This window comes from Salinibacterium sp. SWN167 (assembly GCF_015864665.1).
Taxonomy (GTDB): domain Bacteria; phylum Actinomycetota; class Actinomycetes; order Actinomycetales; family Microbacteriaceae; genus Rhodoglobus.
Map to the genome: position 1 here is coordinate 630166 of NZ_JADYWU010000001.1, position 16210 is coordinate 646375.

Annotated in this window: 15 protein-coding genes; 14 read left to right on the plus strand and 1 reads right to left on the minus strand. The window is 59.8% G+C overall.

The features are described 5' to 3' along the window. Positions 1 to 38: 38 nt before the first annotated feature. Genes I6E60_RS02925 through I6E60_RS02940 form a run of 4 tightly spaced genes read left to right on the plus strand, consistent with a single transcriptional unit; the run spans position 39 to position 2939 of the window. Positions 39 to 989, plus strand: a complete 951-nt coding sequence (locus I6E60_RS02925) for a hypothetical protein (RefSeq protein ID WP_197178802.1) — start codon at positions 39 to 41, stop codon at positions 987 to 989. A gap of 54 nt (positions 990 to 1043) precedes the next feature. Next, positions 1044 to 2216 carry a hypothetical protein gene (locus I6E60_RS02930; protein ID WP_197122845.1) on the plus strand — a complete coding sequence of 391 codons (1173 nt, stop codon included), beginning with the start codon at positions 1044 to 1046 and terminating at the stop codon, positions 2214 to 2216. A 10-nt stretch (positions 2217 to 2226) separates the two neighbouring features. Then, complete coding sequence (locus I6E60_RS02935) at positions 2227 to 2676, plus strand: hypothetical protein (RefSeq protein WP_197122847.1); 450 nt, start codon at positions 2227 to 2229, stop codon at positions 2674 to 2676. Continuing rightward, positions 2673 to 2939, plus strand: coding sequence for a hypothetical protein (locus tag I6E60_RS02940; protein ID WP_197122849.1), 267 nt, complete (start codon positions 2673 to 2675; stop codon positions 2937 to 2939). Before I6E60_RS02935 ends, I6E60_RS02940 begins: the two co-directional genes overlap by 4 nt. A 342-nt stretch (positions 2940 to 3281) precedes the next feature. Here I6E60_RS02940 and I6E60_RS14520 read toward each other — a convergent pair whose 3' ends face one another. After that, positions 3282 to 3410, minus strand: coding sequence for a hypothetical protein (locus tag I6E60_RS14520; protein ID WP_255529111.1), 129 nt, complete (start codon positions 3408 to 3410; stop codon positions 3282 to 3284). A gap of 360 nt (positions 3411 to 3770) precedes the next feature. On the opposite strand from I6E60_RS14520, the gene I6E60_RS02945 reads away from it, so the two are divergent. The 10 genes from I6E60_RS02945 to I6E60_RS02990 are packed head-to-tail and all read left to right on the plus strand — an operon-like array spanning position 3771 to position 16137. Next, positions 3771 to 5966 (plus strand): hypothetical protein, encoded by a 2196-nt coding sequence (locus I6E60_RS02945; protein ID WP_197178804.1) that lies wholly within the window; start codon positions 3771 to 3773, stop codon positions 5964 to 5966. Positions 5967 to 6025: 59 nt separating this feature from the next. Then, positions 6026 to 7429, plus strand: a complete 1404-nt coding sequence (locus I6E60_RS14625; protein WP_197122853.1) for a polymorphic toxin type 4 domain-containing protein — start codon at positions 6026 to 6028, stop codon at positions 7427 to 7429. Then, positions 7426 to 7983, plus strand: a complete 558-nt coding sequence (locus tag I6E60_RS02955; RefSeq protein ID WP_197122855.1) for a hypothetical protein — start codon at positions 7426 to 7428, stop codon at positions 7981 to 7983. Before I6E60_RS14625 ends, I6E60_RS02955 begins: the two co-directional genes overlap by 4 nt. Beyond that, positions 7980 to 8510 (plus strand): hypothetical protein, encoded by a 531-nt coding sequence (locus I6E60_RS02960; protein ID WP_197178806.1) that lies wholly within the window; start codon positions 7980 to 7982, stop codon positions 8508 to 8510. Before I6E60_RS02955 ends, I6E60_RS02960 begins: the two co-directional genes overlap by 4 nt. Next, complete coding sequence (locus I6E60_RS02965) at positions 8494 to 10374, plus strand: hypothetical protein (RefSeq protein ID WP_197178808.1); 1881 nt, start codon at positions 8494 to 8496, stop codon at positions 10372 to 10374. Before I6E60_RS02960 ends, I6E60_RS02965 begins: the two co-directional genes overlap by 17 nt. Beyond that, entirely contained in the window at positions 10374 to 10739 is a 366-nt protein-coding gene (locus tag I6E60_RS02970; RefSeq protein ID WP_197122861.1) for a hypothetical protein, read from the plus strand. Before I6E60_RS02965 ends, I6E60_RS02970 begins: the two co-directional genes overlap by 1 nt. A 3-nt stretch (positions 10740 to 10742) precedes the next feature. After that, the gene (locus tag I6E60_RS02975; protein ID WP_197178810.1) at positions 10743 to 11189 is read left to right on the plus strand and encodes a hypothetical protein; all 447 of its coding nucleotides are present in this window, start codon (positions 10743 to 10745) and stop codon (positions 11187 to 11189) included. Next, positions 11182 to 12570 carry a hypothetical protein gene (locus I6E60_RS02980; protein WP_197122865.1) on the plus strand — a complete coding sequence of 463 codons (1389 nt, stop codon included), beginning with the start codon at positions 11182 to 11184 and terminating at the stop codon, positions 12568 to 12570. Before I6E60_RS02975 ends, I6E60_RS02980 begins: the two co-directional genes overlap by 8 nt. Next, complete coding sequence (locus I6E60_RS02985) at positions 12570 to 14858, plus strand: hypothetical protein (RefSeq protein ID WP_197178812.1); 2289 nt, start codon at positions 12570 to 12572, stop codon at positions 14856 to 14858. The genes I6E60_RS02980 and I6E60_RS02985 overlap by 1 nt, the downstream gene beginning before the upstream one ends. Positions 14859 to 14868: 10 nt before the next feature. Next, positions 14869 to 16137, plus strand: coding sequence for a hypothetical protein (locus tag I6E60_RS02990; RefSeq protein WP_197122869.1), 1269 nt, complete (start codon positions 14869 to 14871; stop codon positions 16135 to 16137). Positions 16138 to 16210 lie beyond the last annotated feature (73 nt).

A 16210-nucleotide genomic window follows, 5' to 3' on the forward strand; every position in this document is an offset into this window, starting at 1 on the left:
CATAGACCCGCGCGAACGGTCACGCTCACAATGAACGCGTGGACTTCTACGGAAAACAAGTGCTTGCGCTCGCCTCTCCCGCAAGCGCCGAAAGCCTGTTCACGGCGGAGCGGGCACGATCAATCTTGCACGCGGCATACTCGCTGAGGAGTGTAGCCGTCTCATCCGTGGATCTCGTGCGTGTGAAACGAGCAAGCGTTCTGGGAGCGACGCCATTGGGTGCGCAGGGTCAATTCTCGGTGACGGTCCCGGGCCAGGGTGGGTCGTGGGAGGGTCAACTGCGGATACTGCGCGACGAGTCGGCGCCAGCATTCGATTCAGAACTGAGAGTGGTGATCTCCGCTTCCGCTCGAACAGCAACAACCGCGGTCACGGATGTGCGCACGACCAACTTGTCCGCAGATCTCACTATGGGAGCGGTCGATTCAAGAATCATGGCAGATGATGGCGCGCTGCCGACCGACCCGGGTGCCCTTGAAGAACGTCGCCGTGTGGCGCTCGTGTCTGTGCTTCTCGACCGTTTCGAACGCCCCGAAGACTGGGACGCCGAACACTTTTGGAGGGAACAATCTGGGCGTGACCTAACTGAAGTGGTCGAGCGCTACAGTTCTCCGCGAGCCACTCTCGCGGCAGCTATCGATCTTGTTGTGGAGCCGGATGCCGCGCCGAGGTCGATTGACTTCACCTTAGATCTGAGTGTGCTCGTTGTTCCATCGCCCTTCGAAGATTTGCGGAGCACCATCGATACGATTCGCCGCTGTCGCGGCGCGCTCGCCGCTAGTGCCAGCCAGTCGGAACCTGTCGCGGGCGCAGTATTGCGCGGACCCGTTCCTGTTGCAGTTGTATTCGAAAGCGGCGCTCTTGATGACGCTGATTTGCCGATTCTCGCCGGGGCGAACCCGACGAATGCGGCTGGGCGGAGAACTGCCCGACTAGAGGCGCTCAACGACCGTCTGGCATCCGCAGGCGTGGCTTTCGTACCCGTCTAACCAGTCACCCCCGAAAAGCGCAACCAACGAAGAAGACATCAAAGGAGAAGTCACATGGTCCTGGCGGCCTACCCCTATATCAAGGTAACGATCGATACCCGTGGGCTCCAACCGCGGGCCACGCGGGCAGTCGGCAATATCGGTATCGTCGGCAGCACCGGCGGCGCTGGATCGGCGACGCCCAACCTGCCACTTCTGGTGACATCTGAACAGGACGCTCGAGTTGCTTTTGCAACTACGAATCCTGCGGGCGCGATTGCGGCGTCTGGGCGTTTGTATAAGTCGGTTGCGACGCTTCTGCGTCAGGATCCGGCGCCCAGTCGTGTTTACGCAGTTCCGACCGATGATTCCGGAGGCACCCCCGATTACTCATCCGCCCTCGTTGCACTTGAGGCAGCCGACGTGCAATTCGTGCTTCTCGCGGGAGAGTACGACGTTGATGCGTTGGGAGCTCTAGCTGATCACGTCGAGAACGTAAGCAACTCAGGAAAACGACGGATCGCTGTTGCTGCAGTTGACCCCGAGCTCGATACCTCAGGCGCTGATAACTACGCCGCGGGGGTCGAAGCGGAGTACGGCTCGATCAAGTCGGATTCGTCTCGCATGTTGCTCGTAGCTGCGCGCACAGGAACAGATGCGGACGGAGTGCACGGTGACGCGGCCGCCGCAGCCTGTGGCACGGTGGCGGGGTACGCCCCTCACATCAGCATCCTTATGAAGCAAGTGCGCGGGCTCGATATTGCGCTTCAAGACCAATTCTCCGCTTCTGATATCTCGCAGTTATCGGAAGGATTCATTGTGCCGATCATCGACCCGGAACTCATCGTCGGGGATGGCCTCTATCTCGGAGCGGGGCGAGCGTACACCTCCAACACGGAGCAGCTCTATATCGACATCGTGCGGGTTCTCGACGACATCGAGTACCGACTCAAAGCGGGGCTAATCGGCGCGATCGGCAATGTCCGCATCGACCGCCTTGGTATTCAGACGCTCACGAGTCGGCTGGACGGCATCCTTGCGCCGCTCAAGTCAGGCCGAGTTATCGACGACTACTCGATCTACATTCCGATAGTCCCCACACTCGCCAAAGAAGAAGCAGATCGTTCCCCTGGAGAAGCGACGGTACTCACCGACACGCGTCTTAATCGAACCGTGGAGGTCTTGTTGTCAGTGACCTACGCCGGCTCCATCCACACGCTCGACGTCCAGCTCGCACTCAAGGCCTGAGGAGGTCATCATGGAATCCACTTGGAAGAACACTCGTCTTGCCGTATTCGTCGGCACCACAATGATCACGCCGGTAGATACTTTTACACCGTCGTTCTCGCTGAACACCGAGACGATACATAGCCTCGAAGCCACGCATGTCGGCTACGTCGCGAACCCAGAGTCGTTCACTTTCTCCGTATCGGTCAAAGCGATTGGTGGGGGTGCGGCGCATCTGATGAACCTAGCGATGACAGGCACGGAGTTCTCGGTCGGGCTTTACCGTCAAGCAGATTCTTCTCCTGATGAATGGGACTTCGAGCAAATTTTGCTGGAAAAGTGCATCATTACTTCGGCAAATCCGTCGAACGCGACAACGAACGGAGCGCCCAACGCAACCTTCTCGGGTGTGGCGCGTAAGGCCGGCGCAACGCTAGTCGGAGAGTCGGATGCCGTGTCGCTGCCGGTGTTTGAGCCGTGATCAATATTCTGAACGGCGATGTTGGTGAGAGCAGGCCGGCGCTATATGTCGATTCCACCGGACTCGCTGTCGTGCACGAGGGGGAGTGGGTGCTGCCCGCTGAAGGTGCCGCAGCAAAGCTCTCCGCTGCAGAGCCCGGCATCGTCGTAGAAGTACCGATCGAGATAATTATCTCGATGCCCGTTAGCGATGCAGATCGTCGGGCGATTGCGGATCTGGTGCTCGGCGAACTGCGAGATGCCCTCGATGCGGAGGTTCGCTGAAAAATGCTCGCCCGCATGCCCATTCTGCTCCGTATCCCGGCGCATCCTGACGATGAACAGGTTGCGGCAATCGAGGACGGTATAGCGAAGGCTGCCACGACTGCACTTCGGCAGTTGCAGAAGCGAGGCGGTGCAAGAGATCGCGTGATTTTCAGGCCGGCCTTTTCGACGAGGCCGGAAGCCCCAGTGGAATCTGCTGTTCGCAGCGGGCTTGCTCGGCACGGTGATATCGCCCACTCAGTTGCGGCAAAGCTCGAGATCGTGTCCTCGACACAGGGCGGTAGTGGGCCTGTGCGCGAAAAACGCCGTGAAGACAGAGTCCAGAACGATGGAAGCTCCTATCTAATCCCGTTCTACGACGACGGTGAAGACGGCGAGGTAGAAGCGGTCGAGCGGAGCACGAGCGATTTTCCAACTCGGGCAGAAGTCCGTCAGGCTCTGCGTCAAAGAGTGGCGGACGGGGTTGCGCACCCGGGTTACTACGGTGGCGTGGTTACCCCGAATGGAATCGTATTGATGCTGACATGGTATTGCGGCACGACGGGAATCGAGCAGTTCTGGGAAGGGCAGACCGATTTTTTAGACCTGAATTGGACGGGAGATTCCCTCAGTGTTCGCGATTCCTCTAAGCGCGCCAGTTGGAGCCCGGGAGACACCGTGACTATGGAGTCGCGGGGCCCGATCGATGCAGAAGCTCTTGTTGACGCCGCGATCTCGAGAGGCATTGTTGGTTTCCGTGCGGAAGACCGAGAGCGGCTGACAGCTGAAGCTTTCGCGGACCGTCGGCGACTGCTTATCGCAGAGATATCAGAGCGGACGCAAGGAAGCGTATTGGTTCGTGTGACCAGTTCCGCTGGTTCGTCAAATTTTGTTGGTGGCGCCATCTTTTCGTCCCGTTATATCCACGTCGCAGTAGGGAACACTGAAATTCCCGAGAACGAAGGCGAAGGGACAGGCTCTGGTGGTGCGGCTGAGACGGCAAACGGCGACGAGGTCAACGGCGGCTTTGCGGGTACCGGCGACGGAACAGACGGTGGCAGACGCGGTGGTCCGCTTGGCGACGCAAGCAACCCAGAGGAAGAGAGAACACGGTGGCCTCGGCGGGGTAGCGCGGAGAGCCAGCGATGCGAGCCCTACGAAGAAGAGAAGTCGCTAGAACAAATAGCGGCGACGCGGCCGGAAATCAGTGCGCGCCTCGCTGAACGCATTGTCGCCATCGCCAGCGCGCTCGAGATTGACCAGTGCAACTATGCCGGGCATTTCGCGATATCTGCCGCGCGTGCGATCGGAGCGATTGCTCACAGTATCGGGCTGGCTGCCAGACAGAATGCGGGCACAGCTACCGTCATTGCACGGCCTAACGGCGGAGGTAATAACGGCGTTATCGATATCGAAGTCGAGGTGACCCCAGGGCTGTTGTACCTCAAGGCGCTCGCCGATCTGGTCGCTGAAGTAGAAGCGTTCTACCAGCTTGTGCACTCGCTGTATACAGGGATGGGAGATCGAGGGGCTGTGCAGTACGCGACCAGCTGGGGTATCGACTTTCTAATCGAAGCGAGCGACAGTCTTGAGGCGAGCTGCGCGCATCTCTTCGCTGAAACCTGCCGAGTGGTGCTCATGCAGCAACTCGAGTCGACGAGGGAGACCTTGGCCAACCGGAGCGGTTCTGGCCTCGATGACACCGTTCGGCACTTCGATTCTGCACTTGGCATCCTTGGTGAACGTATCGTCGCAACTGAGCTTCTCCAGCGAGCCCTGCGCCGAAGCGGCCAGCTGGGGAGAACCGGAAGTGCGTCGGACATTCTGAGTGCTCCTGTGCCTCCAACGCCACGAGACCACTACTCCGAGATCGGTTATTCGCCGCCGCGTCCCTACGTGCTTGCTCCAATAACCGAAGCAGAGCGACTCGCGCTGGTCGATGGTGCGCACGTTGTTCAGCAGACCGAAGGCCGTCGGATCCAATGGCGCGATCGGCTGTGGACTCACGCCGACCTCGACGAGCACAAGCAGCGCCAGCGCGCATTCCTCAATCAAATAGACCCCCTCTTCTTTCAAGTGGATGATCTGGTGGCTGTGCATGCGCGAGTGCTTCGCGATGGCAGTGCCCGTCCGTACCTCGTCGAATTGCTTCGACGGCTCGTTCGCGCGAACGCGAATATTGCGGCTGAAGTTCGCGATGCGGACGATGGAATGTGGTTTGCCGTGGAGACGTCTCAATATGTAGAGGCGCAGGGAGGCTATAGCGAGCTCGGTACTCGCTACGCGATGCACGGCATTCACGGCCTTGCGGATTCTGAATTACGCCTACACATCGGCAGAGCGCGCTACATCTATAACCGCGGGGTTGACTTGGCCGTGGGGCGGAAAGCGCGGCACGATCTTGCAGGAACGATTCTCGAGACCGGCTTCATCATCGTGCTTGCTGTGGTGTGTGCCCCTCTCGGAGCGGTGGCCGCAGGCGCAATTGTGGGAATGGCGAGCCTCGGCTTTGCTGCGCGCGACGTACTTAATGCTGCCGACCGCGAAGAGCTCTATCGATCGCTGGAAGACCCCGAGGCGGTTCTGTCGTGGCAGGAGGTGCAGCTCGAATGGATGATGGCGACGCTCAGCGTAGCCTTCTCAATTTTTGACGTTGCAGCCGTCGGCAGGGCAGTGCGTGCGGGAGTCGTGCCGTTGAAAAGTGCCGTGCGGGGAGGGACTCGAGAGACCATTCGGCTCGAGTACCAGAAGGTCTTGCGGAATCTCGCAGAAGGGGCTCTCGAACATGCGATTCGTCAAGCAGCAACCGATGTCGTGATGCAGGTCATCATGTCTGAGCTCATGCCCGTGGTACTGGCCCCCGTAATCGCCGAAGTTGGACAACGCGCGGCGGTTGAACACGGTCTCGACGTCGACGTTTCAGGAATTCTTGAGACTTCCGGGATCGATGTTTCGATGATCTCCGCAGATCCTGACTCGCGCGAGGCGATTGACTCGATGCGCGAGGCGGATACAGCGTTCGCGGCCGAGGAAAGCGGGACGCGATGACTAGGCCGCGCTTTGCTCCCCTTGATATTCCTAGATTGCGTGGGCGCGCAGCTCCTCTGGTGAATTCTCTCATTGACCGCAGCCCGGAGTGGCGAGCGCTCTCTGATGCCCTCGATGGGATGCTTGCTCCGCCGAGGGGTGAGGGGCGAGCTGCACTCGGAGATATCGCAGATAACGCTATCGGCGCTGTGATTCGCGACTACCGCGAAACGATGAACGGGACGATGTCGATCATTGACTCAAGCTTGGGGAAGCTTCTTGGCGACGTCGCGGCTCTCCGGCGTCGCAGGGAAGGAGGAGGGCGTGCACCCGAAGCCGTTGCGGCAGACATGCAAGCACTCTCGACCGCACTTTCTGATGTTCGGACCCTTCGGCAGCACGTCACTGAGGCGTTGGCTGATACCAATGGCCCCCTCGTGGCTAGCCTCAGACATGAGATCGCTGATGCACTGGGGATTGCGGTCGCGCAAGGTAACCCCGTAAACCTTGCCGGCTCGCCAGCAGCCAGAGCGAGCGCTCGTCGATCGCGTGATCTCGCAGCCTCGGTTACGGCCCGTGGCGGCGTCATCATGTCTGGCCAGACCGCGGGCACCAACGGGATCTCGAATATCCATGGCGCACGTGACGCCAATGGCGCGACTGTTTACGTCGTAGAGGGGGAAATTTTCAAATCGGTTCCACGCGCGGAAGCTCCGAACTACCAAAATCGTCTCGAATCAGCGCGACGAGTTGGTTTGCCTGGTTATGAGCGAGCGCATCTGTGGGGCCCAGGATTCGGAGATGAAGCGGCAGACGGCATTATGTATGCGCCGCGTGGAGTCAACCAGATCTTGCAAAATCTCGGTGTCGAAGGAGTTATCCGCCAGAGCGCCGAGCAGGCGAGAGCGATGGGCGGCCGGCTGCTCGTCGAAGCGCGCGCGGTATCGCATCCACCAGGAGCCCGAGGGCTTCCGCCAGGATTCGTCGGTGATGCCTTGGCGCGTGTCGAGTACCACGTTGTATTGGAGTTCCCCGATGGCACACGGCAACCGCAATACACCGTAGGAATCGATGTCGACACTCAGGGCCGGTTTACAGTCGATGCTCCCTCACATGACCACCACATGGTCGGGCCCGACAGCAGATTTGAAGTGGAAGGAGTGGAGCTTCCGCCACGTCCTGACGCGTCTTTCGGGCGTTTCGACCCATCCACTGGGCGTTATGATCCAGCCTTTGCCCATCCCGTCGACATTAACCAGTGGGATCTTGACGTGCGGGAGGTTAAGCGACTTCCCGGTATTGGGGATGCATTAGCTGAACGTATCGTCGCTTTCGTTCGCCGTGAGCGCCCCATTACCTCGCTGGATCGACTTTTAGAGATTCCGGGTATTGGGCCAAGCACAATCGCGGGATTTGAACCTCCGCAAGGATCCGGCCTCCCTGGTCTTATTGACTTCAGGCCAGCGAATGGAGATGCACGATGAGCAACCGTACGCGGATTGACGATTTCATTTCCGGTGTCGCTTCCCCCGATGTGCTGAACCAAAATTGGGAGGATTTCTGGGCAGACCACCCGGTACCGCCCTCTGCCATTCTCACGGATCTGGTCGTCTGGGTGCCTCTGTTTGCGGTCGAGAGGATGAGTCTTACTGAGACGTACCGGATGCCGCCGGTGGGCAGCGCGGGTCTTCGCGCCGCAGTGGGAAACTCGGATGACAAGGTGCTGCTGTCGGGCTTGCTCATTGGCGAGCTGCGGTTTGCGTGGAAGCAAAGGCTTGAACTGCTGGCGGATTTTTCTCGACGCGGTGGCTCATTCGGCATGCTTTCGGGGGGTGCAACCAACGGGCTCTTCCTCGTGACGAAAATGGCGGTGAAGCTCGATATGCAAGTAACGAGCCTGACGTTCACTGCTTCCGCACAACGGCGCGACGCGCTCGAAGTCTCCATCGGTTTACAACACGTGCCGCGACCGGGAATGCAGCATCTCCTAGTCGACGCGGGGGCGGCTGCAGCAAGCACAACATTGGAGTTCCTATGAATGCGACGCTGCCTGAGGGTTTTACTCGGCTCGCCATCGATGCGCGTCGGCCGCTACCGCTGTCCGCTACCGTACGCGTCAACGCAGGCTCGTTTCGCCTCATCCTCGTTGCGACACCCGATGATGTTGCCGGGATTGTGGCCCGGCCGTTGGACTCGCCATGGTTCGACGGAGCCGAGCGCCGAGTGCCGAGCGCCCTAAGAAGTTCCACTATTGCCTCGGCATTGCATGCGGGAGCCGCATCGATGCCAGAAGGGATACGCCCCACAGCTGTGGTCGTGTCGGCGACCGGAGTGCTCTGGGCCAGACCTGTCGTCATGGGGCGTATCCAGCACGTTGTTGAGAGCGCGGGCGCAGGGCATCTGTTTGACATTGCCATCGCGGCTTGCGAACTCCGCAGCGCTTCTCTCGTCGCTCCGGCCAACGTCGGAGCCGAGATCAATATCGGTGTGCGTGATGTGTCTGTCGGCAGTATCTCTCCCACGTCGGAGGGCGCACGGAAGGACCCTTATGACAGCCTTCGCTAGTGGAACGGATCGGTCGCTAATCGGTTTTGATGCAGGGTGGCGGGCGGTGTTCTTCAAGGATCTCTCTGGCCGCCCCGATCGCACTGAAGCTGAACCGCTAACGCTGACACGAAGTGGATATGACGCTCAGGTGAGGGTCGCTCGCACCTCGGCGTTGCGTGCAGCGACATTCGAGTTGACCGTGGACGGCCTCTCCCGCGAAGTCTTCGGAAGGATCATCTCTGAAGAGCGGATGTTCGTTGAGATCTCTCTAGGGTGGCGTGACGTTGCGGATACGGCGGGAGGGGCATTCGGGGCCGCTATCGAATCGATGTTCAACAGTGGCGATGGAACGCTGCGCACTGTCGTTGTCGGCAGGATTCTTGATGTTTCTAAAAGCGCGGGCGACTTCCTCGACCGAACGACGTTCCGGGGGATCGGTGAAGGCTTTCATCGACTAGCGGGAGCCGGAGCATTCAACGTCGAGTTGCGTAGCGGCTGGACGGCAGTCGAAGCGATCAACGCGATAGCGGCACCGTTGCTCGACAGGGTGGTTACGCACGGCGACGGAGACCTTCCGGCGCTCGTTCAACTGCAAGCTCCTGCGGTGGATGCCAGTGCCTTGAATGCCGTCGCCGATTTGGCCTCCCGCGGACATGCGGATGGAGACGACCGCACGGTGCCGGTGTTCTTCCGGCTGGACTCGGATGATGATCCCGCTGTAGAGATCCTCCACGTCGGGCATTGGGCGGAACCTTTCGCGGAAGCGCACCACCTCGAACCGGGAAATGGTCTCGCCGAGGTCTCCCCAGTTCTCGCTCAGCGTGCGCCAGGAAACCAAGGGAGCCCATTCGCCGCTCAGGATGCCGCTGCGCTCGAGTATGACCTAGTTCTCCTCGGCCGTGCGGATATTGATGTCGCAGACGTAGTGTCCTTCGAAATTGACGAGCTCACGGGCGGAGGGGGTGTCGATTCCGTTATCGAGTCCGTTGGTTTTTCTTTGCCGGGGGGAGATTCGGAACCTGTGTTCGATGTCGTCTCGGTCGAACATACTCTCGGGCCAGACTCTGGCTTTGTTACACGGTTGCACGTTGCGCCGCATCCGACGGAACCGACGAGGAGTCAGCACGATCAAACGAGCGCCGCGCGTGCGATCGCCTCGAGGATGTCGGCTGAGCGGCGCTCTATCGAATTGCGGATGTGGGAAATCGGAGTTGTGTCCAAGCAGTTTGCCAAGACCGAGGAATCGGACGGGCGGACTTATCACGCACAACGGCGCAACATCGAGGCTGGGCTGGAACCGAGCGTGTCAGACAATCGCATCGTCGATGCGCCCCTTCACCGCGACGCGACTCCGTTGCTCGCGCGGCCGTACTTGACCCCGTTCGCCTGGAAGAAGGCCGGGCTAGTTATGCCGCACTACCCAGGCACTCGTGTTGTCGACCTGCACTACCGTGGCCTTACTCAAGTGGGGGCAATCGCCGGTTGCCTGTGGCCAGAAGGATATGAGCCTCCAGCCCACAACGGTGATTGGTGGCTTTGCCTGCCTACCGGAGTCAGCGAGATCGACTCGACTGACGATGCGAGTCGGGTCGCGGATCCGCCAGACACAATGCGAGGGTCGCATGACCTCATCGACGCCGACGGTGCGCGGGCGATCCACGTAGCGGGCTTTCGGATCACCATCGGTGAAAGCTCGATGCCACCGCTGGGGGAACGCCCAACGGATCCGCCGCAGGGCCGGCTTGAGATCACGCACGACCAAGGAAACGCTCGAATAATCATCGATGAGAGCGGAAATATAGAGATTGCAACTGACGCAAAACTCACTTTTCGAGCGGACACTATCGAGGCTCACGTCGCAACGAAGTTCGAGGTGATCTGATGGGCAAGTTGGTCCTCACGAAGAGTTCGCTGCTCGTGTGCTCCCACCCGACACCGGGGGTGGGTATCGCGAACAACGGTTTAGCGTCGTCTCTTATCGTCGGTGGATCTCCCGCTCTCCTGGTGGGAGACCTCGTTGGGGCCAGCGTGGCAGGGTGCACCCAAGCGACCTCAAACACGACAAAGCCTTGCACGATAGTTGTGACAGTCGCGGCAGGGAGCGCAGCCACCAAGCTGACCGTGGGAGGGCTTGCTGTGCTGTTTGATTCCGCCGCAGGAATCACCGATGGCCTGCCCGTCGTCGTTCCTCCCGCCACCAATTTCTCAGTGAGTGACGCCAAGCAATCCAAGCTCAGGACGGTATAGATCATGGACTCCACCCAGCAAGCCCGAGTGCTCGGAAGAACGTTCGGTCTCGAAGAGGTAGCGCCCGGAGCGCGAATAGGACTCGATCTCGCTCTCGATTCGACAGCCGGCGGACGCGACCTCAGGATCGAAACGGGCGCCGACGCTCTGGCCCAAGACCTCAAAGTTGCCTTGCTCACGCCGCTTGGCGGCGATGTGCTTCATCGGCGGTTTGGTTTTGAGGGGCTAACAGCCCTCACACGAGGTGGCGGGGCACGGCTCAGCGAAGAGTTGTTGCGCCTAGCGACCATGCGAGTGATAGCCGCAGACTCACGTATTGCGGCCGTGCTCAATGTTCGGGTTGTCCGTGACGACCCTGGGCGGCGGTTGTGGCGGATCGAAGTGCAAGCGCGGACTGTGACTGATCAAGTGATCGATGTGACGTGGGAAGAGGTGGGTTCTGATGGCTGATTTAGCTACCGATCTGGAGGCATTAGTCCGTTCAAGCGAGCGGGGTAAGGAGTTCGGGATTACGGCGAATGGTTTCGTGCCGAAACCCCTCGGGAGACTCGTTGACGAGAAGCTCGCGGCCGCTCGGGTCCTCTTCGGAGATGACATCGACCTCACAGCCGGGTCAGCGGTCCGAAAGGTTCTTGAGCTGATGTGTGTCGAGGAACTGAGGTGCTGGGAGCATCTCGACTCCTATTCCGGAAACACGAGTGTTGTCACAGCCGAGGGCAGCTTCCTCAGCGGGCTGGGGGAGGAATTGGGCATTTCTCGGCCGTACCGGCGTGCAGTCGGCACCGTCACCATCTCACTCGCAACCGACTTACCTAGCTCCGATCCTGAGTTGGTGCTCGAGCGCGGCACTCGACTGCTTAGCGGCGGGGGGCACGACTATTTCATCGGGGAACGTGTGGAGCTAGTGAATACCCGTCGTTCCGCGCTGGTCCCCGTTATTGCCTTCGTCCCGGGTCCGGCGCAGAATCTCAATGCTTCGAGTCCTGATCAACTTATTGCGCAGTTCAACCAATACGATCATCGGAGCGACAGAGTCCGTTCCATCGAGTCGAGGCTTGGTGAGCCGATCGTGGAGATTGATCATGGCGAACCAACAACGGGTGGCGAGCTCGTGTGGTCCGATGAGGAATATCGTGATCTCCTTCTGGCCTACCCCCGCAACATCTGGAGCCCGGACGCGATTAGGATCGCTGTCTCGCTTGTTCCCGGCGTACGTCAGGTACTTGTCAAAGACCTCTACGGAGGGCTGGACATCAACCAGTCAATCTTCGGCAATTTCAGTTTTGTTGAGCGACTCTTCTCGCAGGAGAGGTCACTGGCTTCACCGTACTTCTTTACCATCGTCGTGGCGCCGGGGGATGGAGCGATTTGGCTAGGACCGAGCCAGTTGAAAGCTCGCGTTGAGGCAGCTGTCGATGAAATTCGACCCATCGGCATCTTCCCCCGGGTCGAGGAAGCGAGCCAGATTGCTGTGTCGCTGACCTGCGACTTGGCTGTCGAGGGACTTCCTGTGCCTTCGGGCGATCCTGCAGCCGTCAACGAGAGTGAGCAGGCTAAGGCGCTCAAACAGCGCATACTCAACCGAATCCGACGCTACGTCTCAGGGCTGCAAATAGCGGAGGCAGTGCGCTTCGCCGAAGTCTTGTGGGCAATCATGGAGGAGCCCGGCGTCACGAACTGTACCAACCTGCGGCTGCGGCGCTTCCCTGCCAGCGTCGGCTCCACCACTGCTGAGACATTCGATATCGCGGCATGCGGGAGTGACTTGTCAATCGGCGAGTCTGAAGTTGCGGTTCTCGTCGAGGACCTTGATCCACTGCGGATTCTCTGATGACGCGGCTACTCGATGCAGACGTTTTCGCGTCGGCGAAAGCGGCACTTCCTGTGCCCTACAACGGCGGCGTCGGCGGCGATGCGATCGCCATCGTTGACGGGACCCTTGCCGTTACCGCGTCGCATCGCCACCCCACATTGTTGCTCTGCCTTCGTCGACCGCTTGTTGACGAACGCCTTGTCGTCTCTATCGTGGTGGGTGAACAGCGTCACCCAGATGTTGTATTCGGCGCTTATAGCCACGAGGGAACCGCTTTGCCGGCCGTGGCCCCTACTACGACTGCGGATCTCTCGGGACCTTTCACCGTTCATGTAACCGTGAGATATCAGGGCGGCGATGCGGCTTTCTCGGGTACCTCGCCGGAGGAGCCCGCACTGCAATCTCCGGATGTCGAGGAGCTTCTTGAGGGACGTTTAGTCACGGGAGTGCTTGGCAAGCTCGCTGTGATTGGTGCATTAGAGAAACAGCGGCTCATTGCGCAGGCCCGCGAAGTCGCTGCGAGCCGTTCGCTGGATCTTGCTCGGCGCCATTCCCTCGATGTGCTTGGCGTGGAACTCGGAGTTCCCAGGCGGACCGACATCGATGAAGCGGATGACGCTTACCGCGCCCGTCTGGCGATCTTTAGAGCATTCCGGCTTTCGACTCCCGGCGGTTTCGCGAATGCGCTCAATGGTCCTGGAGATCCTGAAGGTGCCAACCGAGGGCTTCCTGCGTTAGCTGGCGTCAAGCACCGGTTTGACATTATTGAGCAGATCAACCCGCTCAGCGTTGCCCTCAAACTCGTTGAGGTCGGCGATGGCTCGTCGCTCAACGACTTTCATAAGAAATTGCGCCGGAACCATCTCGTCGACCTTCTGCATCGGGCGCCAACGCAACTTCCTCCCGCGCGACGGGTTGAATGGGAAGCGGATCGCGCAACTATTCGCTCTGAAGTTATCGTTCCCGCGGGGGATTCCGCTCGATACCTTCATCCGGGTGCGGCTCGTTGTCTCGCTATTGCTGTGCGGTTGATGCGAGGAGTCGGCATTTCGGATCAGATTTCGCTCAACAAAGCTCATGATCCTCAGGCGGGGTCCGAGTTCGAGCTCGGGCTAGGAATCGTCGCAGGGAAGTTGACGCAAGAGCAGCTCAAGACGCTTGTCGAAAGAATTCCCGAAGTCGCACGATCCGAACGTGTCGAGGACCCCAATGTTGCCCTTGCAGCAGATATGCACCCTCGGCCGGTCGAGGACGATCCCCTAGGGGCATGGTTCTTCAATGCGTGTGGATTCGTTACTGTCGTCGAGCATTCCACGAAGGAAGTCCTCTTGTCTCCGTTCCCGATGCATGGATTGAGCATCGAGGGGCCCGGCAGGCTCGACCCCGGCGACTCGGTGAGGCTTCGAGCTCGCTATGTCAGTGCGTCTAGCGGAGGCGTCCACGTTTTGGCGGCACAGGCTCGACAGCGGGTCGAAGGTGCTTTCGCGGTCGGCGAGCAGCTGCGTCTGATGTCGATCGTCGACGGGGCACAACTGACAGAGATCGTCGAGTCAATCGCTGGTGATGCTCCTGATGCTCCTGTTGCTTTCGCGCCCTTGGTCAAGGCCGGAATCGTAGCTAGGGACAGCGCCGCTCAGGCAACGAGCCTCTTAGGCGCGGCGGACCTCGACCTTGCCGTTGCGTTTCTCTGGAAGCGCGAAGAGGTCGTGGGCACACGAGGTGACGACAGCCTTGTGAAACACGTCTCGGAGCTGTCTCGGGTGCTGACCGACGGTGGCTTTTCCTCGGTCGTTGGGTTGTCGAGTGCCTCGAGTGATTCGCTTGTCTTGGTTGCTTCCGTCGCCCAGCTACCTGGGTCGCTTTCGGTCCCTGGCGAACCGCCAGCTGCTGCGTACTGGTGGACAGAGACAGCGATTATCTCGGGTCCACACTCTGTACAGCGACATCCGTGTGGAATATCCGCTGACGGATCTACTTCTGTGCGGGTTCGCGCACGCGCTGAGGGGATCGGTCTCGTCGCTGTCGTTGGCTACCATCGGGTCGGTTTGGCAGATCCCTATGGGGTGCGAATCACCCTCGCGGACCCCGAAGCGCTGCTCACCGCAGAGCAGTACGGCTACGTCATGAACCTGTTGGGGGCGTTTTGCCCCATAGGAATAGAGATCAACACATTCGACCTGCGGCGTGCGCACGTCGACGCGGATGGCGACGGCGAGTCCGAGTGGCTTACTTCTCGCGCCTCCCGCAGTTACCACCAATACCGCCAAGTCCGTTGGTCGCGCCGTTCGGCCGATCGCACACCATAAGGAGAACCTGATGGCCATCGAGATAAACAAAGAAGCAATTTTCGTCGACGGCGTATCGACCGTCGCTATCGCCGATGGGCTAATCGCGGCGGGGATGCAGAACACCGAGGTCATGAACCTCATCGGGCACATGCTCGTGGGCTACGTCGGGGGCAAAGGGAAACCCGCGTTTCGGTTCACCACGGAGGTCGAGGCCACCGATGAGCGCTGCAGGGCTACGTTCGAGCGGTCATTTGAACACACCGATTGGGTAGATGGCGTCAGCCGGGTCCAAGCGGGACTCACCCCTGAGGAACTCGGCTTCAACGCTCGTTTTCATGCCCTTGAGGCCGACCTCGATGGAGTGTCCGAACAATTCTCTGCACTGTCAGGGTGCGTTCGGGCGCTACGAGCCGATTTGGTCGGAGTCGTGGGTGAGCTTGAAGCCAAAATCACTGACATGGATCGTCAGATCCAGGACCTCAAGTCTGGATCCAGCACAGGTAACACCGCGACGATTCGACCGGGCGCGTGGGAGTACCTGGGCAGTGCAAATATCGGAGAACAATCCGTCATCGTTTCCCGGCTTGGAGACGAGATCATGATGTCCGAGGTGCAAAAGGAGATGATCACGGGGGGAAAAGTGTTCAAAGGGGGGTCGGCGACGGTTGTTGCGGGAACAGAGCCATTCCCGGTCGATCCGGGTCGTCTCGGCAGCTTCGTTATAGATACGGATGGGCGCGAAGTTGTCATGCCTGCGGACAGTCTTGTCATCAATGCCGATCGTCTCGCCACATCATCAGGTCGTCCCCTCGCGGTTGAGGATCTCAATCGCTTTACATCCATTGTCGAAGAACGGCTGGGCGGTGTGGCTGGTGAACGTACGGTTGGTTCCGTTCGGGCCAACGGCGACGCCTTGGTCGTCGCCCTCACCGACGGGGTCTCGGAAAGTGAAAGTCTCACCGACGCGGGCCTCGTCAACCTAGTGACGGAACGGGTGTTGGCGGGCGCGAGCGCTTCCGAGAGGGACTCGCTGCGCGACTCTGTATTGCGGGCGGATGTCGCCGATCGTAGCGGAGGCGCGCTTATGTCGAGTGGCGTGGTCGGGCTGGCATCCGTATCGGAGACGGATGCCGATGTTTTAGGCGCGGCAGGCTTCGGGCGGATAGGAACCCTCGCAGGCGCCACAGTCAAAGATGTGATTAATGCCGTGGAAGCTTCCGGCGGTCAACTCGACGAGAGTCGTGTGCGTGCTGCTGTTACGGGAGCCAGAGTGGCCCGCGCTCTCCGCAGTCGTTAGAGCGAAAGGGATTGGCGTCGAATTACACCTTCGTCGAGTTCGTGCGCGACCAAAACTTTTCGTAATGCACGAC